This is a genomic window from Paracoccus haeundaensis (genome assembly GCF_006239215.1).
Lineage (GTDB): Bacteria > Pseudomonadota > Alphaproteobacteria > Rhodobacterales > Rhodobacteraceae > Paracoccus > Paracoccus marcusii.
Genome location: NZ_VDDC01000012.1, coordinates 74,752 through 96,553 on the forward strand (window position 1 = coordinate 74,752; position 21,802 = coordinate 96,553).

Annotated in this window: 21 protein-coding genes and 1 other RNA gene; 17 read left to right on the forward strand and 5 right to left on the reverse strand. The window is 68.4% G+C overall.

Annotated elements, in window-relative coordinates; translation table 11 throughout:
• The first annotated feature begins 5 nt into the window (after nt 1-5).
• Both FHD67_RS07680 and FHD67_RS07685 read left to right on the forward strand, forming a co-directional pair.
• Entirely contained in the window at nt 6-395 is a 390-nt protein-coding gene (locus tag FHD67_RS07680; RefSeq protein ID WP_127898845.1) for an ectoine synthase, read from the forward strand.
• On the forward strand, nt 395-1,813 hold the full coding sequence (locus FHD67_RS07685; RefSeq protein ID WP_139598394.1) for an aspartate kinase: 1,419 nt from the start codon (nt 395-397) through the stop codon (nt 1,811-1,813). The genes FHD67_RS07680 and FHD67_RS07685 overlap by 1 nt, the downstream gene beginning before the upstream one ends.
• 58 nt (nt 1,814-1,871) lie before the next feature.
• On the opposite strand, the gene FHD67_RS07690 is transcribed toward FHD67_RS07685, so the two are convergent.
• Nucleotides 1,872-2,144, reverse strand: a complete 273-nt coding sequence (locus FHD67_RS07690; RefSeq protein ID WP_084693624.1) for a PepSY domain-containing protein — start codon at nt 2,142-2,144, stop codon at nt 1,872-1,874.
• A 57-nt stretch (nt 2,145-2,201) separates the two neighbouring features.
• Between FHD67_RS07690 and ssrA the strand changes: the two genes are divergently transcribed.
• Both ssrA and FHD67_RS07700 read left to right on the forward strand, forming a co-directional pair.
• Nucleotides 2,202-2,558, forward strand: a transfer-messenger RNA (tmRNA) gene (ssrA, locus tag FHD67_RS07695).
• Nucleotides 2,559-2,666: 108 nt separating this feature from the next.
• Nucleotides 2,667-4,133: a methyl-accepting chemotaxis protein gene (locus tag FHD67_RS07700; protein ID WP_246071258.1), complete on the forward strand. Its 1,467-nt coding sequence runs from the start codon at nt 2,667-2,669 to the stop codon at nt 4,131-4,133.
• A 33-nt stretch (nt 4,134-4,166) separates the two neighbouring features.
• Here the strand turns inward: FHD67_RS07700 and FHD67_RS07705 are convergent, their stop codons facing one another.
• The 4 genes from FHD67_RS07705 to FHD67_RS07720 form a co-directional block, all read right to left on the reverse strand.
• Nucleotides 4,167-4,847, reverse strand: a complete 681-nt coding sequence (locus FHD67_RS07705) for a spermidine synthase (protein WP_139598358.1) — start codon at nt 4,845-4,847, stop codon at nt 4,167-4,169.
• A gap of 138 nt (nt 4,848-4,985) precedes the next feature.
• Nucleotides 4,986-7,184 (reverse strand): methyl-accepting chemotaxis protein, encoded by a 2,199-nt coding sequence (locus FHD67_RS20895; RefSeq protein WP_246071259.1) that lies wholly within the window; start codon nt 7,182-7,184, stop codon nt 4,986-4,988.
• A 90-nt stretch (nt 7,185-7,274) separates the two neighbouring features.
• Nucleotides 7,275-7,796, reverse strand: a complete 522-nt coding sequence (locus tag FHD67_RS07715) for a chemotaxis protein CheD (protein WP_127898850.1) — start codon at nt 7,794-7,796, stop codon at nt 7,275-7,277.
• A complete protein-coding gene (locus FHD67_RS07720; protein WP_139598359.1) occupies nt 7,793-8,764 on the reverse strand; it encodes a CheB methylesterase domain-containing protein in 972 nt (323 codons plus the stop codon). The genes FHD67_RS07715 and FHD67_RS07720 overlap by 4 nt, the downstream gene beginning before the upstream one ends.
• Nucleotides 8,765-8,926: 162 nt before the next feature.
• Between FHD67_RS07720 and FHD67_RS07725 the strand changes: the two genes are divergently transcribed.
• The 13 genes from FHD67_RS07725 (at nt 8,927) to FHD67_RS07785 (ending at nt 21,753) form a co-directional block, all read left to right on the forward strand.
• Entirely contained in the window at nt 8,927-9,202 is a 276-nt protein-coding gene (locus FHD67_RS07725) for an STAS domain-containing protein (RefSeq protein WP_139598360.1), read from the forward strand.
• Nucleotides 9,199-9,567, forward strand: coding sequence for a response regulator (locus FHD67_RS07730; protein ID WP_127898852.1), 369 nt, complete (start codon nt 9,199-9,201; stop codon nt 9,565-9,567). The genes FHD67_RS07725 and FHD67_RS07730 overlap by 4 nt, the downstream gene beginning before the upstream one ends.
• Nucleotides 9,568-9,569: 2 nt before the next feature.
• The gene (locus tag FHD67_RS07735; protein ID WP_139598361.1) at nt 9,570-11,651 is read left to right on the forward strand and encodes a chemotaxis protein CheA; all 2,082 of its coding nucleotides are present in this window, start codon (nt 9,570-9,572) and stop codon (nt 11,649-11,651) included.
• A 3-nt stretch (nt 11,652-11,654) separates the two neighbouring features.
• Nucleotides 11,655-12,125: a chemotaxis protein CheW gene (locus FHD67_RS07740; RefSeq protein ID WP_042250654.1), complete on the forward strand. Its 471-nt coding sequence runs from the start codon at nt 11,655-11,657 to the stop codon at nt 12,123-12,125.
• On the forward strand, nt 12,122-12,994 hold the full coding sequence (locus FHD67_RS07745) for a CheR family methyltransferase (RefSeq protein ID WP_246071260.1): 873 nt from the start codon (nt 12,122-12,124) through the stop codon (nt 12,992-12,994). The genes FHD67_RS07740 and FHD67_RS07745 overlap by 4 nt, the downstream gene beginning before the upstream one ends.
• 10 nt (nt 12,995-13,004) lie before the next feature.
• Entirely contained in the window at nt 13,005-13,394 is a 390-nt protein-coding gene (locus tag FHD67_RS07750) for a response regulator (RefSeq protein ID WP_045998843.1), read from the forward strand.
• Nucleotides 13,391-13,729, forward strand: a complete 339-nt coding sequence (locus tag FHD67_RS07755; protein WP_139598362.1) for a hypothetical protein — start codon at nt 13,391-13,393, stop codon at nt 13,727-13,729. The genes FHD67_RS07750 and FHD67_RS07755 overlap by 4 nt, the downstream gene beginning before the upstream one ends.
• Nucleotides 13,730-13,857: 128 nt before the next feature.
• On the forward strand, nt 13,858-15,558 hold the full coding sequence (locus FHD67_RS07760; protein WP_139598363.1) for an IucA/IucC family protein: 1,701 nt from the start codon (nt 13,858-13,860) through the stop codon (nt 15,556-15,558).
• Nucleotides 15,548-18,265 carry an IucA/IucC family protein gene (locus tag FHD67_RS07765; protein WP_176695078.1) on the forward strand — a complete coding sequence of 906 codons (2,718 nt, stop codon included), beginning with the start codon at nt 15,548-15,550 and terminating at the stop codon, nt 18,263-18,265. Before FHD67_RS07760 ends, FHD67_RS07765 begins: the two co-directional genes overlap by 11 nt.
• Nucleotides 18,262-19,494, forward strand: a complete 1,233-nt coding sequence (locus FHD67_RS07770) for a DUF6005 family protein (RefSeq protein WP_139598365.1) — start codon at nt 18,262-18,264, stop codon at nt 19,492-19,494. Before FHD67_RS07765 ends, FHD67_RS07770 begins: the two co-directional genes overlap by 4 nt.
• Nucleotides 19,491-20,291: a sugar phosphate isomerase/epimerase family protein gene (locus tag FHD67_RS07775; protein WP_045998840.1), complete on the forward strand. Its 801-nt coding sequence runs from the start codon at nt 19,491-19,493 to the stop codon at nt 20,289-20,291. Before FHD67_RS07770 ends, FHD67_RS07775 begins: the two co-directional genes overlap by 4 nt.
• 84 nt (nt 20,292-20,375) lie before the next feature.
• Nucleotides 20,376-20,861, forward strand: coding sequence for an SspB family protein (locus FHD67_RS07780; RefSeq protein ID WP_045998839.1), 486 nt, complete (start codon nt 20,376-20,378; stop codon nt 20,859-20,861).
• 4 nt (nt 20,862-20,865) lie between these two features.
• Nucleotides 20,866-21,753 (forward strand): dihydrodipicolinate synthase family protein, encoded by an 888-nt coding sequence (locus tag FHD67_RS07785; RefSeq protein WP_045998838.1) that lies wholly within the window; start codon nt 20,866-20,868, stop codon nt 21,751-21,753.
• Nucleotides 21,754-21,802 lie beyond the last annotated feature (49 nt).

Genomic DNA, 21,802 nt, shown 5'->3' on the forward strand with positions numbered 1-21,802 from the left:
TTCACATGATCGTACGTGATTTCAACAAACTGAAGGACACCGACCGTTCGGTGTCGGATGCGCAATGGAATTCGGTCCGGATGCTGCTGGCCGATGACGGGATGGGCTTTTCGTTCCACATCACCACGCTGCAGGCCGGATCGGAGCACCAGTTCCACTACAAGCACCATTTCGAAAGCGTGTTCTGCATGCAGGGCAAGGGCTCGATCACCGATCTGGGCACCGGCGAGACGCATGAGATCACGCCCGGCGTGATGTATGCGCTGAACCTGCATGACAAGCACATCCTGCGGGCCGAGGAGACGCTGGTCATGGCCTGCTGCTTCAACCCGCCCGTCACCGGGACCGAGGTGCATCAGGAGGACGGCAGCTACGCCCCTGCCGAGACCGCGTGATGGGTCATACGGTCGAGAAGATCGGCGGCACGTCGATGTCGCGCGTGCACGAGCTGCGCGACACGGTGCTGATCGCCGACCGCGACGCGCCCTATGGCCGGATCTTCGTGGTGTCGGCCTTTGGCGGCATCACGAACCTGCTTTTGGAACACAAGAAGTCCGGAGAGCCGGGCGTTTACGCCGCCTTCGCGTCGGGCGACGGCGATCACGGCTGGCTGGCCGCGCTAGACCGTGCCAGCGAGGCGATGATCGAGGCGCATCGGGCGGTTCTGGATCATCCCGGTGACCTGGAACGCGCCGACGCCTTTGTCCGCGACCGGCTGGTCGGGGCGCGCAACTGCCTGATCGACCTGCAGCGCCTGTGCTCCTATGGCCATTTCCGGCTGGAGGAACACATGCTGCACACGCGTGAACTGCTGTCGGGACTGGGAGAGGCGCATTCCGCCTTCGTCACCACCCTGATGCTGCAGCGCGTGGGCATCCAGGCACGGTTCGTCGACCTGTCGGGATGGCGCGACACGGAACAGGTCACGCTGGAGGAGCGAATCACCGGCGCGATGGCCGGCGTCGATCCCACGACCGAAATGCCCATCGTCACGGGATACGCCCAGTGCACCGAGGGGCTGATGCGCGAATTCGACCGCGGCTATTCCGAGGTGACGTTTTCAAGGCTGGCGGCACTGACCGGCGCCCGCGAGGCGATCATCCACAAGGAATTCCACCTGTCCTCGGCCGACCCGAACCTGGTCGGGGCGGATGCGGTGCGCAAGCTGGGTCGCACGAACTATGACGTGGCCGACCAGCTGTCGAACCTGGGAATGGAGGCGATCCACCCCAAGGCCGCCAAGACCCTGCGCCAGTCCGGCGTCCCCCTGCGCGTGACCAACGCGTTCGAGCCGCATGATCCCGGCACGCTGATCGACGACCAGCCCGCCCCCACCCCGGCGGTGGAGATCGTGACAGGCCTGAACGTCTTTGCGCTGGAACTGTTCGAACAGGACATGGTCGGCGCCAAGGGCTATGACGCGTTCATCTTGGAGGTGCTGACCCGCCACCGCGTGCGCATCGTCAGCAAGGTGTCCAACGCCAACACGATCACGCATTATGTCGACAGCAGCCTCAAGGTGCTGCGCCGCGTGGAAAAGGACCTGGCCGAACGCTATCCCTCGGCACAGGTGTCGTCGCGGGCGGTGGCCATGGCCTCGGCCGTGGGCCGCGACCTAGAGGGCCTGGCGGTGCTCAGCCGCGGTCTGAACGCGCTGGCGGCCGCGGGGCTGGAGGCGATCGGGGCAACACAGGGACCGCGGCCGGTGGACGTGCAGTTCATCCTGGAACGCACGGCGCTGGCGCCCGGCATCAAGGCCCTGCATGACGCGCTGATCGAACAGACCGCGCAACCCTTGGCCAAAGTGGCCTGACGCACAAAACGAAACGGGCGGCCGCAAGGGCCGCCCGTTCGCATTCTGGATGGCGCAATCAGCGCGCCATCGCTTCGCCGGTCGTCGGATCGACGCGCATCTCGACCTCGCGGTTGTCCTGGGTGCGGTATTCGACCTCGTAATAGCCATCGTCGTCCCACTGGATATCCTCGATATAGCCCAGCTCTGCGGACAGGTCCGTCTCCATCTTGGCGACGATCTCGGACAGGGCCATCGCATCGGCCGGCGGGGCACCGCGCATGGCCTCCTGCGCCATCAGCGCGGTGGGCGACAGGATCAGGGCGGCGGCGGTCAGGGTGCGGAAGGTCATCGTTCTCTCCGGTTGTGGGTCTGCGGTCAAACCCGCACCCAAGGCCCGGGGTTCCGACCCCTTGCCGCATCCGTGCCGATGACCTATATCGGTCCTGTCGGAAGCAATTCCGACTATGGACATAAACGCGCTCGTAATAAGCGGATCGGACCCGGGGGCGGTACCCGGCGGCTCCACCAAACAACCCTTCATTGGGGGCGAATGGGGCCGAAACAGGATCGACGAACGTCTAAAGGGGTTATGCTTTGTCTCGGTGAGCTACTACCGTTATCGGTGCAAAACGTACAGTTGCCAATGACAACCGTGCTCCGGTCGCGCTGGCTGCGTAAGCAGTCCGCAAGATCGAAACCTAAGCCCTTGCGCCTAGCAGCGTAAGGCGGGGCCCGCAGGAGCCTGGCAACAGAATCCTGCACCTTATCCCCCGTGATATTTTTGAACCGCCCTGTCCGGTATTCAGCGTTCCTTAACGCGCGGGGTCTATTGCTGCGCTTGTCCGCCTTTGCCATGCGAAAGGATCAAGCGGTGACACACCCCGATTCCCACGACACGATCCACCTGCAGGACAGGCTGGACTTTTTGGGCCTGGACGCCCCGGCGCAGGCCCGGCTCAAGGCCCTGGCCCCCCGGATCGCGGCCAGCGTTGGCCCGGCCCTGTCCGAATTCTACACCAAGATCGCGGCGACCCCCGTCCTGCGCCGATATTTCACCGACAATGCCCATACCGAGCGCGCCAGAAGCAGCCAGGCCCAGCACTGGGCCCGTATCGCATCCGGAGAGTTCGGCGCCGACTATGCGCTGTCGGTCCGCCGCATCGGCGCGGTGCATGCACGGATCGGGCTGGAGCCGCGCTGGTACATCGGTGGCTATGGCCTTGTGCTGGACTATGTGATCCGCGACATGCTGGGCGAACGCCGCGCCTGGACCGCCGCCAGCCGCAAGCGCCTGGCCGATGACATCTCGGTCCTGATGCGGGCGTCCCTGCTGGACATCGACCTGTCGATCTCGACCTATCTGGACCAGATCGACGGTCGCCGCAAAGAGGTCGAGGATGCCCAGCAACGTGCCTTCGAGGCCCTGTCGGGCGCCCTTGGCCGTCTGGCCGAAGGCGATCTGACCACCCGGCTGGACCCGGAACTGTCGGCCCGCACCCGCTTCAACGAAACGGTCGAACAGCTTGCCAGCATCATCGGATCGGTGCGCCATTCCGCCGGCCAGATCGGCAACGGCACCGGCGAGATCGCGGCGGCCTCCGACGATCTTGCGCGCCGCACCGAACAGCAGGCGGCCAGCCTGGAGGAAACCGCCGCCGCGCTGAACGAGATGACCGAGGCCGTGCGCGATTCAGCCACGCGCAGCCGCCAGGCGGAGGAGATGGCGGCCCGCGCCCGCCAGGTCGCCGCGCATGGCAGCCAGATCATGGATCAGACACGCACCGCGATGGACGACGTCTCCTCCAGCGCCGGAGAGATGGGCCAGATCATCGGCGTGATCAGCGAGATCGCCTTCCAGACCAACCTGCTGGCCCTGAACGCCGGCGTCGAGGCCGCCCGCGCCGGTGAGGCCGGCCGCGGCTTTGCCGTCGTCGCCGCCGAGGTCCGCGCCCTGGCCCAACGATCGGCCGAGGCGGTGCGCACCATCCAGACCCTGATCGACCGCAGCGTCCAGCAGACGACACATGGCGTGTCGCTGGTCGGCGCGACGCACCAGGCGCTGTCCGACATCATCCTTGTCTTCAACGAGATCGAGGGGATCGTGACCGAGATGTCCTCCACCGCCCAACGCCAGTCGTCGAGCATCTCCGAGATCAACAGCGCGGTCCGGTACCTGGACGACGTGACCCAGCAGAACGCCGCGATGGTCGAGGAAGCCAACGCCACCAGCACCCTGCTGAACGCAGAGGTCAAGGACCTGACACGCATCGTCAGCAGCTTCACGATGGCGGCCCCGCGCCCGCAGCTGCATCAGCAGACCTACCGTCAGGCCGTCTAACCTTGCGCCGCGCGCCCCAACAGGGCGCGCGGTTCAGTCATCCCGCCGCACGCCGATCCAGATCACGTGCCGCGATCCGCGGCCCGACCCGCCGGCGCGCACCCCATGCGTGCTGACGGCAAAGCCGCACCCGGCCAGGCGTCGTTCGAACGCGGCGTCCGGCTCTGCCGACCAAACGGCCAGCACGCCGCCGGGCGACAGCGCGCGCCGCGCCGCCTGCAGACCGGCCGTCCCGTACAGCGCATCGTTCCCGGTCCGCGTCAGCCCGTCGGGACCGTTGTCGACATCCAGCAGGATCGCGTCGAACGCCGTCGTGGCCTGACGGATCTGCGCGCCGACATCGCCGATCCGCACCTGAACCCGCGGGTCGGACAGGCAGCCGCCAAAGACCGCCGCCATGTGCTGCGTCGCCCATCCGACCAGTTCGGGCACGATCTCGGCCACGATCAGCCGGGCCTGGGGGCTGGCCACGGCCTGGGCCGCGCGCAGGGTGAACCCCATACCCAACCCGCCGATCAGCACCCGCGGCGCGGGCCGGTCGGCCAGCCGGTCCAGCGCAAGCGTCGCCAAAGCCTCCTCGGACCTACCCAAGCGGCTATTCATCAGCTCGTTTCCGCCCTGCAGCCTGATCGAGAATTCGTCGCCCCGCCGCATCAGCCGCAGCGTGTCGCCATCCGGCGCGATCGCGCTGGCCAGTTGCACCCAAGGCAGCATGCCGATGTCCCATTCTGCGTAACCCGGTCCTGATCTAGCCGATCGGGGCCGTGCCGGAAAGGCACTTGGGCATGGCCGCAATGCGAAACCCGCGCCGACAGGATCGGCGCGGGTCGGACATGGTGCAGGTCGCTTCGGTTAGAACTCGAACATCTGGCCTTCGCCGCGGCCACCTACGACACGCAGGGGGACCGGTTCGACCACGGGAAGCGGCGCCGATGCACGTGTAGGGACCACCTCGGGCCGGCTGGTGCGGCTGCCGATCCGGAACCCGGCAATCTCGCGGATCAGATCCTCGGACCGCTGCTGCAGCGATGCGGCGGCGGCGTTGGCCTGTTCGGCCACGGCGGCGTTCTGCTGGGTCACCTGATCCAGCTGGTTCACGCCCGTGTTCACCTCGGCCAGGCCGATCGCCTGTTCGTTGGCCGCAAGCGAGATCGCGGTGATCTGTTCCGACACCTCGTGCGCCTTGGACAGGATCTGACCAAGGCTGTCGCCCGTCCGCCCCACAAGGGCGGACCCCGCCTTGACCTGCGATGCGGACTGCGAAATCAGCGACTTGATCTCCCGCGCGGAATCCGAGGCGCGCTGTGCAAGGCCCCGCACCTCTGAAGCGACGACCGCAAAGCCGCGGCCGGCCTCTCCGGCACGGGCAGCCTCGACGCCCGCGTTCAGCGCCAACAGGTTGGTCTGGAACGCGATGTCATCGATGACACCGATGATGCGGGTGATCTGGTCGGACGACGCCTCGATTCCGCGCATGGCGGTCACGGCGTCGCGCACGACCTCGGCGCTGGTTTCGGCGATGTCGCGGTTCTGACGGCTGGCCTGCTCGGCATTACGCGCGCGTTCGGCGGTCGAGGTGACGCTGGCGTTCATCTGGTTCAGGGCCGCAGCGGACTGCTCCAGCGTAGCGGCCTGCGTCTCGGCCCGGGAGGCCAGGTCCTGCGCGGCCGAGGTGATCTCGCTTGCGCCACCCCGGACCTGATCGGCGACGTCGGTGATGCGGTTGATGGTGCCGGTCAGGTTCGACACGACGCTGTTGAACGCCTCTCTCAGCCCGTCATAGCCGGCCGGGAACGGGTCCGACGGCGGGTTCGGGATCTGCTGTGTCAGGTCCCCCTGCGCCAGCCTATTCAGCCCGGCACCGATGTCGCGCACGACCCGGGCCTGCTGGCGGGCCTCGATATCGCGGGCGGCGGCAGCCTCGTTCTCAAGGCGGCGGGCCTCGTCGGCCAAGGTGCGCGCCTCGACCGCGTTCTGGCGAAAGATCGCCAGGGCCTGGGCCAGCTGTGCCAGCTCGTTGCGACCCTCGGTTCCGCGGATCTCGACGTCCAGATCGCCCCGCGCCAACCGGTTGGTCTGGTCGACCGTCACCGCCAGGCGACGCCCCAGATCACGCGAGATCCATGCGGCAATGACTGCGCCGATCACGATCGTGGCCGCGACCCCTGCCAGCAGTGACATCACCGTGGCATCCATCACCGCCGCTGCCTCCTCCTCCAGCCGGGCAAGGCTGGACATGGCGTCGTCGCGGATCCGTTCGACGGCGGCCAGGACCTCGATCTCGGTCAGCGACAGCGTCGCCAGATGGTCGCGCACGACCAGCTCCAGCGTCCGGCTCTGCTGCGCCATCGACCAGTATTCGGCGATACCGGACAGCGTGGTCGCCAGTAGCGTGCGCGCGTCATCGCCCATCACCCGGGGCTGCAGATCGGACAAGGCCTGCCGTGACCTTTGGAAGGGCGCGGCCGCGTCGTCGAAATCCTTCACGGCGCTGCCTTCCAGAAAGCGGTCGATGCGCACGCGCGCAACCAGGAATTCGTTGGCGGCCTGCAGCGCGGCATAAGCCGCATCGCGATCACCACGCTGCTGGTACAGGGTCTGCAGCTGTTCCATGTTGCGGCGGTGTGTGATGCCCAGCTCGCGCATCTGTGCCGTCAGCGCAGACAGCGGCTGGAAGCTGTCGAACAGCTGTTCGGCCTCGGTCACATGCCGCTCCTTCAGCGCGACCAAGGCCCCTGCATGCGGGCTACCCAGGGCCTGCGCCTTTTCCGCCAGCACCATGACCGAGGTCATGCCGTCCTGCACCCGCTGACGATCCGCATCCGAGGCCGAAACCATGAAATCGTCCAGCGCCAGACCGGCCTGGGCCACGCCGAAATTGATGTCCGCCGCTGCCAGCGCAAGCACCTCGGCATCATGGGCCTGGGCGTCGATGGCCTGCAACCGGTCCATCCGGTTCCAGGTAAAGCCGGCAAGCACCGCCAGCATCAGCAGGATCAGGCCAAAGCCTGCCGCGATGCGCGTCGCGATGCGGGTATTCTTCATCATCATGTCTTTCTCCGGAACGGGGATGGCGAGGCGCCACGAGGGCGCATCGCGGGTCGATGTGTCAGTTGGGCCGCGGCTGTCGGCGGAGGTTGGTCAGAAAAGTTCGACGTCGCCGCCACGCTGCGGCATCGGCTGTTCGCGAACGGGTGCGCGGGCCTCGCCCAGCAGGTGCAGCTGCACCCGACCGATGACGGGCCAGAACCGGATGCGCCGCGCCTGCGTGCCGCAGAGGTCGCTGGCGATCAGCGGAATGCCCTCGTCCTGCAGGAAGCGGCGGGCGGCGTCGGCATTGCGCTGGCCGATGTCGGGCAGGCCGGCCATCATCCGTGCGCCGCCGAACAGCTTGGCGCGCAGGCGGCTGCGCACGGCGCCGCGGCGCATCAGCCCGTTCACCAGAACTTCCATTGCGGCGGCGGCATAGCGGATGTCGGGGCCGCCCGGCCCCGCATCGGGCAGCAGAAAGTGGTTCAGCCCGCCGATACCCCGGTCCGCATCCATGATGCAGGCCGACACGCAGGACCCCAGGACGGTGGTCAGGATCGCGTCAGGATCGTCGCTGATGGCATGTTCGCCCTGAACGACATGGATGACGCGCGTCGCGGCATCGCGGATCATGACAGCCTCCGCAGGCGGGCGGGTTCCCGCGTCAAAAGCGTCTGGCCGATGCGCGTGAGGGGCAGCACGTCGACCGCACCGCCCAGCTCCACCGCGACGCGCGGCATGCCCCAGACGACGGATGTGGCACGGTCCTGGGCGATCGTGTGCGCCCCTGCCCGACGCAGCGCGCACAGCCCCTGCGCACCGTCGGCCCCCATCCCCGTCAGCAGCGCGGCACGGATGTCCAGACGATCGGCAATCGCCGCACCGTCGGAGAACAGCACGTCCACGGACGGACGGTGCCCGGATACGGGCGGGGTCGCGGACAGACGCGCGCGGGGTCCGCCCCGCAGGGTCACGCCCAGATGCCTGTCAGGCGCGGCGGCCAGATAGACGACGCCCCGTCGCAGGGGCATGTTGTCCTGGGCCGCCACGACCTGCGGCGCCAGCAGTTGATCCAGCCGGCGGATCAGCCCTTCGGCAAAGCCCGGGCGAATATGCTGCACGATCATCGTCGGTGGACAGTCGGCGCGAAATCCGGCCAGCACGGCCTCCAACGCGGTGATTCCGCCGGTCGAGGCGCCCAGCAGGATCAGCCCGGCCGCCGCGTCCGTGGGTGGTACGGGGTCTGCGGCACGGATCGGTGCGGCGCGGGCGGGCTGAAGCCCACCGAACAGGCGCGACAGCATCTGTTCCGGGCTGGACATCACCGGATATCCGCTCGCCGGCACACGCATCTGACCATAGATGACCACGCCCGCGTCGATCATTGTCAGGATGTCCGCCAATGCGTCGAATTCGATCGATTCGGCGAATTCGGCGGCCACGGCCACGCGGCGCGGCAGGTGCAGTTCGATCAGCACATAGGCCTCGCCGGGCGTGGTGGCGCCCAGCACGGTCACACCGCCCTGTTCCTCGCATCGGCGCAGCAGGGCGGTCAGGCGGGCGGGGTTCGGGTCAACGATCAACAGGACCGGATTCGACACAGGGACACTCCTGGATGGGTCAGGGGACCATCGCCGGGAAAGATTAAAATATCGTTTCCCGTGAGAGACTTGCCGGACGCGAAATTAATCCATGGCAGCAATGGTTCCTTAACTCATGGCTGTTAGCGATGGGGACGCCGACGACAATACGAGGTAGTTGAGATGCATGCCCTGCCCCTGCCCGAGACGTTCGACCGCAAGGCCGTCTCTGCCTTTGCCCGCACCCTGCTGGACCATCGGGGCGCGGATGCGGTCCTGGATGCGTCCGGGGTCGCGCGCATGGGCACCCTTGCGGTCGAACTGCTGATCGCAGCGCGCAAGCAGTGGCAGGCCGACGGCAAGACGCTGTCGATCCGTGACGCCTCGGACCCGTTTCTGACCACGATCCAGGCTGTCGGCGCCTCGGTCCAGCTTCTTCAAACCGGGGGAACCGCATGACGACCCGTATCCTGGCGGTCGACGATTCGCCGACAATCCGCGCGCTTGTGTCCAAGGCCCTGCGCAATGCGGGCTTTGACGTGTTCCTGGCCGTGGACGGCGTGGACGGCGTCGGCGCGCTGAGCGAGGCCGATCCGCATCTGATCATCACCGACATCAACATGCCGCGCATGGACGGCTTCGGCCTGATCGAGAACGTCCGCGCGACCGGCGCCTATGCGGACGTGCCCATCCTGGTCCTGACCACCGAAAGCGGCGCCGACCTGAAGGCACGCGCCCGCAGCGCGGGGGCCACCGGCTGGATCGTGAAACCCTTCGAGGATGAGCGTCTGATCGCCGTCATCGACAAGGTCCTGGGGCGCTGACGATGGCTGACATGGACGAATTCCGCGACATGTTCTTCGTCGAATGCGACGAGCTGCTGGAGGTGCTGGCCACCGGCCTGCGCCAGATCGAGCAGCCCGGCTTCGACGTGGAAACGGTGCATGCCGTGTTCCGTGCCGTGCATTCGGTCAAGGGGGGCGCCGCCGCCTTCGGCCTGACCACGCTGGTCACCTTTGCCCACCGCTTCGAGACTGTCCTGGACCTGGTCCGGTCGGACCGGCTGGATGTGACGCCCCAGATCATGGCGCTGCTGCACCGCTGTTCGGACTGCCTGACGGATCTGGTCGCCAGCGCCCGGTCGGGCCGCGATACCGATCAGGCCCAGGTCGACGGGCTGATGACCGAACTGGCGGCCCTGATCGACACGGAAACCCCCGAGGAGACCGCGTTCGAGTTCACGCCGATCTCGCTGGACTTCGACATGCCGCTGTCCTTCGATCCGGTCCCGCCGCCGGCGTCGGGCCTGCTGGTCCAGATGACGCCCACCTTTCAGCTGTACCGTTCGGGCAACGATCCGATGGCCCTTCTGAACGCCCTGCGCAAGCTGGGCGATGCGGACGTCCACCTGGACTGCGACGCGGTCGCTATGCTGGAGGACTGGTCGCCCGAACAGCCCGCGCTGTCGTGGCAGGTCCGCCTGACCGGCGCGGCAAGCCAGCCCGATGTCATGTCCGTGTTCGAGTTCGTCGAGGATTGCTGCGCGCTGACGGTCCGCCCGCTGACCGAGGACGACCTGCCCGCGCCCACCCCCGAACCCGCAGCCGCGCCTGCCGACATCGCCCCCGCCGCCCAGATCGTCCGCGATGCCCCCACCTCCGCCCCGCCGCGTGCGGTCCAGCAACAGGACAGCGCCCAGGCCGCACCGACCATCCGCGTGGCGCTGGACCGGGTCGATCGCCTGATGAACATGATCGGCGAACTGGTCATCAAGGAGGCGATGCTTTCCCAGGTGATCCAGACGGCGGGCCTGCACGAACAGCCCGACGTCGTCGCCGGCCTGGATGCGATCCGGCAATTGGCAAGCGACATCCAGGAAAGCGTGATGGCGATCCGGGCGCAACCGCTGAAGCTGGTGTTCCAGCGCATGCACCGCATCCTGCGCGAGGCGGCTGACGCCACCGGCAAGCCCGTCCGCATGATCACCATCGGCGAGCAGACCGAGGTCGACAAGACCATGATCGAACGCCTGGTCGAACCGCTGACGCACATGATCCGCAACTCGGTCGATCATGGGCTGGAGGATAGCGTGACGCGCCAGCGTCGCGGCAAGCCTCAGGAAGGCACGATCACCCTGTCGGCCGCCCATCGGTCCGGTCGCGTTCAGATCGAGGTGTCGGACGATGGCGGCGGCATCAACCGCGCCAAGGTGCGCCAGATCGCCGAGGATCGCGGCCTGATCGCGCCCGGCGCCAACCTGTCGCCCGCCGAGATCGATCAGCTGCTGTTCCTGCCAGGCTTTTCCTCCAAGGACGAGGTGTCGGCCCTGTCCGGTCGCGGCGTCGGCCTGGACGTGGTGCGCCGCGAGATCATGAACCTGGGCGGCCGCGTGATGATCCAGTCGACCGAGGGTCAGGGCACGACCTTCTCGATCGCGCTGCCGCTGACGCTGGCGGTCGTCGAGGGGATGCTGATCCAGCTGGGCGACCAGACGATGGTCCTGCCGATCACCGCGGTCCAGGAAACCCTGCGCCCCGAGAACACGATGCTGCACGGCGTGGGCCACGGATCGCAGCTGCTGTCCAATCGCGGAGAGCTGATCCCGATCATCGACCTGTGCACCAGCTTCGGCGTCACCCGGCCCGCGGAGGGTCCCGACACCGGCGTGCTGATCGTGGTCGAGACCGACAGCCGCAGGCGCGCAGCCTTCCGGGTCGACGCGATCTTCGATCAGCGGCAGGTGGTGATCAAAAGCCTGGAGCAGAACTATGGCCGCGTGCCGGGCGTGTCGGCCGCCACGATCCTGGGCGACGGAAAGATCGCCCTGATCATCGATCCCGAAGAAATCCTTCTTTCCATGTCCAACGACCAGGGCCGCCGCATGGCCGCCATGGCATCGAACGGGTGACGCATGCTGCAATCCATCTCGCATAATTCCGTCGGCAAAAGCGACGTCGTGGCCTTCAAGCTGGCCGACCAGGACTTCTGCATCGACATCGGGCTGGTCCGCGAAATTCGTGGCTGGACCCCAACGACCATGCTGCCCCACGCGCCCGACTACGTCAAAGGCGTGATCAACCTGCGCGGATCGGTCGTGACGGTCGTCGACCTGTCGGCGCGGCTCGGCTTTGGCGCCGCGACGCCGTCCCACCGCCATGTCGTCATCATCGCGATGCATGCCGGGCGGATCGTGGGGCTGCTGGCGGACCTGGTGTCCGACATCCTGCCCATCAACGACGATCACATCCAGGCGGTACCCGACATTGCGTCGAACCCCGCGCGCGAGTTCATCGTCGGCATGATCACGCTGGAGGACGGCCGCATCCTGCGCAAGATCGACCTGGCGCAGCTGCTGCCCGCGGCCCACGGGGTCGACGCGTGAGAACAGCACCCCTTTCGGTCCCCACCCCCGCGGGGCCGGTTCTGACCGATGGACAATTCCGCAAGATTGCCGCGATCGTGCATCAGGACAGCGGCATCATCCTGTCGGAATCCAAGCGCAGCCTGCTGATGGCGCGCCTGAACCGCCGCCTGCGGGTCCTGACGCTGCCCGATTACGGTGCCTATTGCGACCGTCTGGAAGGGCCTGACGGACCGCAGGAACGCCGCCACCTGCTGTCGGCCATCACGACGAACGTCACGGCCTTCTTCCGTGAGGGTCACCATTTCCAGGCCTTGGCGCAGGAGGTCCTGCCCCCGCTGATCGCCCAGGCCCGCGCCGGACGGCGGCTGCGGCTGTGGTCAGCGGCCTCCTCCTCGGGCGAGGAGCCCTATTCGATGGCCGTGACGCTGCTGGACGCGTTTCCCGACGCGGCGCAGCATGACGTTCTGATCCTGGCCACCGACATCGACCCCGAGATGGTGGACCGCGCCCAGCAGGGCCGCTTTGCATCCGATGCACTGGCACCGGTCCCCCCCGCCCAAGTCAAGCGGTATTTCCAGCCCCACGCCGCGGGCTTCGAGGCCAAACCTGAAGTCCGGCGCATCATGCGGTTCGGCGAACTGAACCTGCATGACGACTGGCCATTTTCCGGCAGGTTCGACGTAATCTTCTGCCGCAACACCGCGATCTATTTCGACAGTGCCGCGCGCCAGCGCCTGTGGCTGCGCTTCGGTGGCGCCCTGAACGAGGGCGGCGCGCTGTTCATCGGTCATTCGGAACGGCTGGACGGTCCGGCCGCGGGCCTGTTCGCCGCGACAGGCACAACCCAATACCGGCGCAATGCGACGCCGGCCTCTGCCAGGACGTGAAAGGGACAACATGGCACTGAAATCGAACCTTCATGTGATGGTGGTGGACGACATGACCATCAGCCGATCGCTGATCGAACAGGCGTTGGACTGGGCCGGCCTGGTCAATGTCCAGTACGAGGCGAACGGAGAGACGGCGTTCCGCAGACTGGCCGCGGCTCCGGTTCATTTGGTCATCTCGGATTACAACATGCCCGGAATGGACGGCCTTGGCCTGCTGGAGGCGCTGCGACAGAATCCCAGCACCCAGCGCATCGGCTTCATCCTGATCACCGGCACCGCCACGCGCGAGATGATCGAGCGGGGCCAGCGCGCCGGCATGAACAACTTCATCGCCAAGCCCTTCACCAAGGAGGCGTTGCTGCGCTGCATCGAATCGGTGACGGGCAAGCTGCAATGACGGCGACGCCCGATCCTTGCCTGAACGCGGCCCTGCATCGCGCCGCCGCCGAGGCGCATCGCATCGCCCAAGGCCTGGGGCGGATCGATGCCGCCTTGGGCGCGATGCTGCAGGTGACCGATGCGGCGGCCCAGTCACTGCAGGCCGCCGACCTGCTGCGTCAAGAGGTCGAGGGGCTGTCGCGGTTCCTGAGCGTGCTGGCGCAGCAGACCCCGCCGGGGCAGCCCTGCGACCTAGGCCAAGCCGCGGCTGGCTTGGAACTGCGGGCGCAGGCCAGCCGCCTCGGCGGGATGGCGCCGGCGGCTGACAGTACCCCGACAATCGACCTGTGGTAGCGGACGCGACAATACCTGCACGTTCATGGGATATACTTGACATAAATAATAAACAATAATAACCCACGCCTTGCCAGCATCTGCCAGCCTCGTGATCCCACGGCCCATGGCCGCACTCCGAGGCGCAGATGACCTTTTCCGACCCGTGCCTGTTGGCTGTCCGTCATCCTGAACAAGCAGGTCCGGGGGCCGGCACCCTGCCCGATCCCTGCCCTGCGTCCGACGCGCAGGGCATCGCCGATCTGGCCAGCCTGCGCGCCCTTCTGATCTGCGACAGGCGCGAGCTGGGCGGCGGGTGCGATCTGGTCCCGGTCGCCGGCGGCTGGCTGGAGGTCTTGACCGATGCGCCGATGGTATCGGGAATGCCGCGCATCCGCGGGCTGATCCGGCACGGGCCGGACGGATCGCGCTCCATCGACCCGGCCTTGGCGCTGTCGTTGATCCTGGACCGACTGAAAGGCGATCACGGACCTGCAGGCGCCGCCTTGGCGCGCCGCGTGCAGGCCAGCCGTCATCGGATCGCCACGATCTGCGGACAGCGCCTGGCGCGGCCGCACCCCGCACCCGACTGGTTGACCGCCGAACAGGCGGTGATCTTCGGCCACTGGATGCATCCCTGCCCCAAGGCGCTGTCCGGCATGTCCCTGCCCGAGGAACGCGCGATGACCCCGGACTGGTGCGGCGCGTTGCACCTTGTCGGCCTGTCGGTCCGCAAAGACCTGATCGCAGGCACCGACCCTGACCGTGTGCGCGAACTGCCGGGCATGGATCTGGACCCCGGTCCCGGACGCATCCTGCTGCCCGCGCATCCGCTGACCTGGGACCGCGCCAGCCGCGATCCGGCCATCGCCGCGCTGCTGTCGCAGGGCGCCATCCGCGAGCTGGGACCGGTGGGACCGGCGTGGTGGGCGACATCCTCGGTGCGGACGTTGTGGCGCGGCGACAGCCCGTGGCAGGTCAAGGTGTCGCTGCCGGTCACCATCACCAACTCGCAGCGCGTGAACAAGCGTCACGAACTGCTGGCGGGCGCGGCGATGTCGGCCCGCATCGGCGCGCTGCAGGGGCGGTTCGGGCGGCTGCGGTTGATCGACGACCCGCATTGGCTGACCCTGGCCCTGCCCGGTCGCATCGAATCCGGGCTGGAGGTGATCCTGCGCCGCAACCCGTGGCGCGGGGGGCGCGGGGGGCAGGTGATGCAGGTCGCGGGCCTCGTCGCCGAACCTCTGCCGGGACGGCCGTCGATGCTGGCGCAGGTCATGGCGGGGCACGACCCGGCCGCCTGGTTCGACGCCTATCTGGACTGCGCCGTCGCCCCTCTGCTGCGCCTGTATGACGCCACCGGGATCGCGGTCGAGGCACATCAGCAGAACGCCCTGCTGGACCTGTCCCAAGGTCTGCCGCACCGCTGCGACATCCGCGACAACCAGGGCTTCTATGTGGCCGACGACATGGCCTGCGCCACGCTGCGCGCCATTCCCAACCTGGTCTATCCGCGCGCCGAGGCAGAGGACGCGCTGACCTATTCGCTGATCGTGAACCAGGTGTTTGGCGTGGTCCACCGCATGGCGCTGGACGGGATCTGGCCAGAGCGGCGGGCGCTGTCTGCGCTGGCAGCCCATCTTGGCGGTCTGACCCGCCTGCCGGGTCATGGCGGCGCCTTGGCCCGCCGCTGGCTGACGCAGCCGCATCTGCCCGCCAAGGGAAATCTGCTGACCCAGCTGGGCGGTGTGGACGAGCTGCTGATCCCCGGGGAACGCGCACCGATGATCCGCGTGCCAAACCCCCTGCCCGCGCTGGCCCATGCCGGGATGCTGTCAGATGTCGCCTGAGACCCGCGCCCTGCGCCAGACGATAGAGGCGCTGGCCTTTGAAGGCATCCTGCGCCCGGCGCAGGGCGGCTGGACGGTGGGTGACCTGGCCATCCGGGCGCCACATCGACTGCAGGCCAGCGGCCGTGTCAGGCTGCTGGACGACCCGCGCGATACCACCGGCGGATTGCTGAAACCGGACGACCTGGAACGCGCGCTGGCCAAGGCCGGCCACGATCCCGCGGCGCTGATGACCGCCATGCGGCGCAGCGCGCATTTCCTGCGCGCGGCGGGGCCGGTTCGCGACAACCGCCTGTCGCTGAAAGGCCCGGCGCTGGAGGCGAGCCTGATCGAGGGGCATCCCTATCATCCCGGCTTCAAGACCCGCGCCGGGTTTTCGGACGCCGACAATGCCGCCTTCGGCCCGGAAGGCGGCAGGACCATCGTGCCGGTCTGGCTGTCGGTCGACCCCGCAATCGTGACGCGTGCAGGAACGGACCCCGCGCAGGGCTGGGCGCCGCCGGGGGCCATCCCGGTCCACCCGTGGCAGTGGCGGTGCCTGCAACGTGACCCGGCGGTGCAGGCGCTGATGGCGCGCGGGGCCTTGCGGGCGCCGCCGGTGGACGGGCCGCGGATGCAGGCCACGGCGTCGCTGCGGACATTAGCCGCCTGCGACGGGGGCGATCACCTGAAGCTGTCGCTTGGCGTGGGGGTGACCTCCTCGGTCCGCGACTTGGTGCCGTGGTCGGTGGCGGTGGCGCCGGCCATCTCGGACTGGCTGGGGCGCGTGGTGGCGTCCGATCAGCACCTGGCCGGGCTGACGATCCTGCCGGAACATGGCGCGGCCATCGTCGCACGCGACCTGCTGGGCGGCAGGCTGGCCGCGATCCGGCGCAGCCCCCCGCCCCCAGGTGCCATGCCCCTGTCGGCCCTGTCGCTGACCCAGTCGGACGGACGCGCACTGATCGCGCCCTGGCTGGCCGCGCATGGCACCCACGCCTGGACCGCGCGGCTGCTGACGATCCTGCAACCCGCCTGGCGCCTGATGACGCATCACGGGATCGCGCTGGAGGCACATGGCCAGAACCTGCTGATCACCCATGACGGCGGCTGGCCGACCGGGTTGGTGGCCCGCGATTTCAGCGAAAGCCTGGAATACCTGCCGGACCGGCTGAGCCTGCCCGCCCCGGACCTTGCGGCCATCGAACCGGCGATGGCGGAGGCACCGGACGGCACCTATCACCGCATGGGCCGGGCCACCGACCTGCGCGATCTGGTGGCCGACTGTCTGGTTACCCACGTGCTGTCGGATCTGGCGGATCTGCTGCACCGCACCGGCCACCTGCCCGAAGCGATCTTCTGGCGATTGGCCCGCGCCGCCCTGCCCCATGCCCCCAGCCTGCGCACCGACGCCGCGATGGTTCCGGCGGAGAGCTTGGCCGCGGGGCTGCTGGGCCGCACCGAAACCCATCCTGCGCCGAACCCGCTGAAGGAGCCCGCCATGACCCGCCTGTTCCACCTGAACGACACGCTGATCGATCCGTTCGGCCCGGACGCCCCCGACCTGCTGGCCGGCCGCGACCCCGACCGCACGCGCATCGCACTGTTGATGACTGACCGCGCCGCCTGCCTGACGCAGATCCTGCGCCTGCGGGATGCGGGCGCGTCCTGTCATCCGATCCACCCGGAAACGCCCCCCGATCAGGCACGCGATCTGGCAAGGCGGGCGGGCTGCGACCTGATGATGACCGATGCGGGTCTGCAGGGGTTGGGACAGCACGCGCCACATGCGCCGAGTGGGGTGCTGATCCAGACCAGTTCGGGCACCACCGGCGCACCCAAGATCATCGCCCGCAGCTGGGCCGCCATCCAGACCGAGATCGACGCCTATCTGCAGGCCTTTCCGCAGGCGGCCGGGATGACGCCGGTGATCGCGGCCCCGATCACCCATTCCTATGGACTGATCGCCGGGGTGCTGGTCGGACAGGCACGGGGACATGCTCCGGTGGTGCTGGACCACGCCAACCCGCGCGCCATCCTGCGCCAGCTGGCCCAGTTCCGCGATCCGCTGATCTATGCCGCACCGCCGCTGCTGCATGTGCTGGCGCGGTTGGCCGGGGCGCAGGGGCTGCACGCGGTGATGTCGTCGGGGACGGTGCTGCCGCAGCGGTGGTTCGACGCGATCCGCGGGGCGTCGCGCCAATTGTTCCAGCAGTACGGCTGTTCCGAGGCGGGATGCCTAGCCATCGCCCAGAACCCCGACCGGCCCGAGGATATGGGCCTGCCCCTGCCGCATGTCCGCCTGCAGGCCGGACGGGACGCACCCGGCCCCGTCTCCGTCCATGCCGCAGGCGCGACGGTGCAGACCGGCGATCTGGGCGTGATCGACGCCCGCGGCCACCTGATCTTTGCCGGGCGCCAGGCCGAGGTGATCGATGTCGCGGGCCTGAACGTCTATCCCGCCCATATCGAGACTGCGGCCCTGAGCCTGCCGGGCATCACCGACGCGGTGGCATTCGCCGTCCCGGACCCCGTCGCGCATCAGCGCCCGGCGCTTGCCTATGCCGGCGACATCGCCGAGGCGCGGCTGGACGCCCATCTGGCGGCCCTGCTGTCGCCGCGCCAGCGGCCGGTGCGTCTGGTCCGCCTGCCCTCCCTGCCGCGTGGCGCGAACGGCAAGATCGCCCGCCGCGCCCTTGCCGAAACACTGTTGGAGGCCCCCACATGACCGACCCTCGCCCCATCCCCGCCCCGCAGGACATGCAGGACCGCATCCGCGCGATCCTGGCCGGTCCGATGGCCTGCCCGCGCATGGCGGCCTTTGGTCCCGACGCGCGTCTTGGCCATGACCTGGGCCTGGATTCGGTCGCCCTGATGACGCTGATGCTGCACCTGGACGAGGCGGGCATCACCATGGCCGAGGATACGTTCGACCGCGCCCCCGGAATGACCGTGCAGGCGCTGTCGATGGCGCTGGCGGGCGTGACCCCCGCGCCCGATGAACCTGTCGACATCAAGGTCCATTGCGTCGTCAGCTGCCTGTGTCAGGCGCTGAAGGACCGCGGCGGGATCGACCACCGCCCGCTGTATCTGGGCCTGTGGGACGGGCAGGTGATCGTCGACGACAGGATGCGCCTGTCCTATCACGCGCCGGGGATCGATCACGGCTTCTATCTGCATTGGGCTGGTCGCCTGTTCGGCCTGCAGGTGACGCGCTGGCATGAGGATGCCGCGCCGGGTGCGCGGAACCTGGACCGCCTGCACGCCCTACTGGCCGACTGGCGGCCCGGCCGCTACGTCATGCCGATGGTCGACATGGCGCTGCTGCCGCAACGCGACAACAAGTTCGCCCAGGCCAGCTTTCCCCACTATGCCCTGCTGGAGCCCACGGCGGACCCCGACACCTGGCTGATGCGCGACCCGGATTTCCGGTGGGAGGGGCCGCTGCCCGCCCGCGACCTGCGGGCGGCATTCCTGGCACCCACCGTGGCCGGAGGCTTCGCCTTCGACAATGCGGGTGCGCATCCCGCGAACGACGCGACCATCGCCGCGATGCACCACGCGACCTTCGACGCGCAGGCCGTGCCGCTGATCGACGCGATCCGCCGCATCGTGCAGGCCCATGTCGCAGACCTGCCGCGCGCCGATCTGGAACCCGCGCTGCGCGAACTGCCGGTCATCGCGATCCGCAAATACGCCTATGAGCACGCGCTGGCGATCTTCGGCGACATCGAGGGCGCCGATCACGACGCGTTCGAGGAATGCTGCGACCGGATCGCGGCGCTGCATGGCGGGCTGAACGCGGCCCATCTGCGCGCGGTGGCCTTTGCCCGCGGCGGTGACGGCGACGATCTGCTGCAGGTGCTGGCCGATCTGGACCGGCTGACCCTGCTGGAACGGGGCATCAAGGCCACCGTGGGCCAGTGGTTCGACCGCTGGCAGAGGGCGCGCGCATGAGGATCAATGCCTGTTCCGTGGCCTTCCGCCACCTGGACGTGACCGCCCGCGACCTGGCCCGCTATGTCGCCCGCGAAGGGTTCGACGGGCTGGAGATCTGGGCCCCGCATGCCCGCACGCTGGCCGTCGAATGGCGTGACCTGCCGCAGCGTCCCCCGGTGCCGATGCTGGCGGGCTATCTGCCCCTGGGCACTGCCGGTTTCAGCCGCGCCGACGCGGCCGACCTGCTGGACCTGACCCGGACCTGGGGCGCGCCACGGCTGCGGCTGTTCGCGGGGGGCGTAGGGCGCGATCAGGCGGGGGCGGACCAGCGCCGCGCGATCATGCGCGACCTGGGCACGACGGCCGACATGGCCCATGACCGCGGCCTGCGCATCGCGGTCGAGACGCATCCGCAGACCCTGGCCGACAGCCTGCCCGCGACCTTGGACCTGCTGGATGCGCTGGACCACCCCGCGGTCGGCGTGAACTTCGACGTGCTGCATGTGTGGGAGTCGGGCGCCGACCCCGTATCTGCATTCGCCGCGCTGCGCGAACATGTCGATCACCTGCACCTGAAATCCGTGACCGCGCGCGACCGCCTGTCGGTCTTTCACCCGGACAACGTCCACGATCCGCGCAGCAGCCGTGACGGCATGTGCCCGCTGCTGACGGGTGCCGTCGATTATGCGGCGTTCCTGCGCGTGGTGCCGGCGGGGATGGGTGCATCGCTGGAATGGTTCGGCCCAAAGCCCGCGGCGACCATGGCGGCCGATCTGCGCGCGTTGCGGCGGGACCTGTTGGACCGCGCGGCGTGAGGGGACGCGGAATCCACCTCCGCCCCCCTTTTCATCCCCGGTCATATCCCTATGCTTGCCGGCAAGAAAAGGTAGGGTGACGTCATGGCGCGATCGGGACTGGATTACGGCGGAATGATGCATCGCGCGATGCAGGGGCTGATCGCCGAGGTGCTGCGCCAGGTCGCCCGCGACGGTCTGCCCGGAGAGCATCATTTCTTCATCACCTTCGACACCCGCGACGACGGTGTCGAGATGGCGGACTGGCTGCGCGAACGCTATCCCGAGGAGATGACCATCGTCATCCAGCACTGGTTCGACAACCTGACGATCCAGCCCGACCATTTCACCATCACGCTGAACTTCGGCAACCAGCCGGAACCGCTGAAGATCCCGTTCGATGCGCTGCGCACCTTCGTGGACCCGTCCGTCGAATTCGGCCTGCGCTTCGAGACGCAGGACAGCGACGACGACGAGGATGAGGACGCCGAGGCCGACGCCGAATACCAGCTGGACGCCGAGGATGACGGCGACGACACGCCCCCGTCGGGCGGCGCCGATGTCGTGCGCCTGGACCGCTGGCGGAAATAGCGCCATGACCATGCGCGGCCTGTCGGCCTTTCCGATCACGCCGACCGACGCCGCGGGCCGTCCCCTGCCCGCCGACCTGCGCCGCCTGATCCTGCGCCTTGCGCGGGCGGGCGTGGACAGCATCGGCGTGCTGGGATCGACGGGCGGCTATGCCTATCTGGAGGCCGACCAGCGCCGGGAGGTGCTGGAGACCGCGCTGGACGCCGCCGGCGGCAGGGTGCCGGTGATCGCGGGCGTGGGCGCGTTGCGGAGCGACACCTCGGCCGCGCTGGCGCGTCATGCGGCAGATGCGGGGGCGACGGGCCTGCTGTTGGCGCCGATGTCCTACACCCCCCTGACCGAGGATGAGGTCTTTGGGCATTTCGAAACCGTCGCAGGGGCGTCGGACCTGCCGATCTGCATCTACAACAATCCATCGACCACGCATTTCACCTTTTCGCCCGCGCTGATTGCCCGGCTGGCGTCGCTGCCGACCGTCACGGCGGTCAAGATGCCGCTGCCCGCAGGCGGGGACTTCGCAGGCCAGATCGCGGCCCTGCGCGCCGATCTGCCGCCCGATTTCGCCATCGGCTACAGCGGCGACTGGGGCTGTCCCGACGCGCTTTTGAACCATGCCGACGGCTGGTTCAGCGTGGCGGCGGGCCTGTGGCCCGACCAGACGCTGACCCTGGCGTGTGCCGCCCGTGCGGGCGACCGGCCCGAAACGGCCCGCTGGCAGGCGCGGTTCCAGCCGATGTGGGACCTGTTCCAGGCCCATGGCAGCCTGCGGGTCGTTCATGCCTGCGCCCGGCTGATGGACCTGACCGACGCGCAGCCGCCCCGACCGATCCTGCCCCTGCCCGACGCGCTGACCCCGCGCCTGCGCGCGGCGATGCATGCGCTGGACGACTGAGCGCGCTGTTTGCGCCAGCATACCGTTGCATACGAATTGCGCCCGATGG

What these genes read in the sequence shown, in the direction of transcription:
- FHD67_RS07780 (WP_045998839.1), top strand. Translation starts at nt 20,376, where the DNA reads ATGGCGCGATCGGGACTGGATTACGGCGGAATGATGCATCGCGCGATG.
- FHD67_RS07770 (WP_139598365.1), top strand. Translation starts at nt 18,262, where the DNA reads ATGACCGACCCTCGCCCCATCCCCGCCCCGCAGGACATGCAGGACCGC.
- FHD67_RS07785 (WP_045998838.1), top strand. Translation starts at nt 20,866, where the DNA reads ATGACCATGCGCGGCCTGTCGGCCTTTCCGATCACGCCGACCGACGCC.
- FHD67_RS07760 (WP_139598363.1), top strand. Translation starts at nt 13,858, where the DNA reads ATGACCTTTTCCGACCCGTGCCTGTTGGCTGTCCGTCATCCTGAACAA.
- FHD67_RS07680 (WP_127898845.1), top strand. Translation starts at nt 6, where the DNA reads ATGATCGTACGTGATTTCAACAAACTGAAGGACACCGACCGTTCGGTG.
- FHD67_RS07765 (WP_176695078.1), top strand. Translation starts at nt 15,548, where the DNA reads ATGTCGCCTGAGACCCGCGCCCTGCGCCAGACGATAGAGGCGCTGGCC.
- FHD67_RS07705 (WP_139598358.1), bottom strand. Translation starts at nt 4,847, where the DNA reads ATGCTGCCTTGGGTGCAACTGGCCAGCGCGATCGCGCCGGATGGCGAC.
- FHD67_RS07750 (WP_045998843.1), top strand. Translation starts at nt 13,005, where the DNA reads ATGGCACTGAAATCGAACCTTCATGTGATGGTGGTGGACGACATGACC.
- FHD67_RS07775 (WP_045998840.1), top strand. Translation starts at nt 19,491, where the DNA reads ATGAGGATCAATGCCTGTTCCGTGGCCTTCCGCCACCTGGACGTGACC.
- FHD67_RS07730 (WP_127898852.1), top strand. Translation starts at nt 9,199, where the DNA reads ATGACGACCCGTATCCTGGCGGTCGACGATTCGCCGACAATCCGCGCG.
- FHD67_RS07755 (WP_139598362.1), top strand. Translation starts at nt 13,391, where the DNA reads ATGACGGCGACGCCCGATCCTTGCCTGAACGCGGCCCTGCATCGCGCC.
- FHD67_RS20895 (WP_246071259.1), bottom strand. Translation starts at nt 7,184, where the DNA reads ATGATGATGAAGAATACCCGCATCGCGACGCGCATCGCGGCAGGCTTT.
- FHD67_RS07725 (WP_139598360.1), top strand. Translation starts at nt 8,927, where the DNA reads ATGCATGCCCTGCCCCTGCCCGAGACGTTCGACCGCAAGGCCGTCTCT.
- FHD67_RS07690 (WP_084693624.1), bottom strand. Translation starts at nt 2,144, where the DNA reads ATGACCTTCCGCACCCTGACCGCCGCCGCCCTGATCCTGTCGCCCACC.
- FHD67_RS07740 (WP_042250654.1), top strand. Translation starts at nt 11,655, where the DNA reads ATGCTGCAATCCATCTCGCATAATTCCGTCGGCAAAAGCGACGTCGTG.
- FHD67_RS07685 (WP_139598394.1), top strand. Translation starts at nt 395, where the DNA reads ATGGGTCATACGGTCGAGAAGATCGGCGGCACGTCGATGTCGCGCGTG.
- FHD67_RS07715 (WP_127898850.1), bottom strand. Translation starts at nt 7,796, where the DNA reads ATGATCCGCGATGCCGCGACGCGCGTCATCCATGTCGTTCAGGGCGAA.
- FHD67_RS07735 (WP_139598361.1), top strand. Translation starts at nt 9,570, where the DNA reads ATGGCTGACATGGACGAATTCCGCGACATGTTCTTCGTCGAATGCGAC.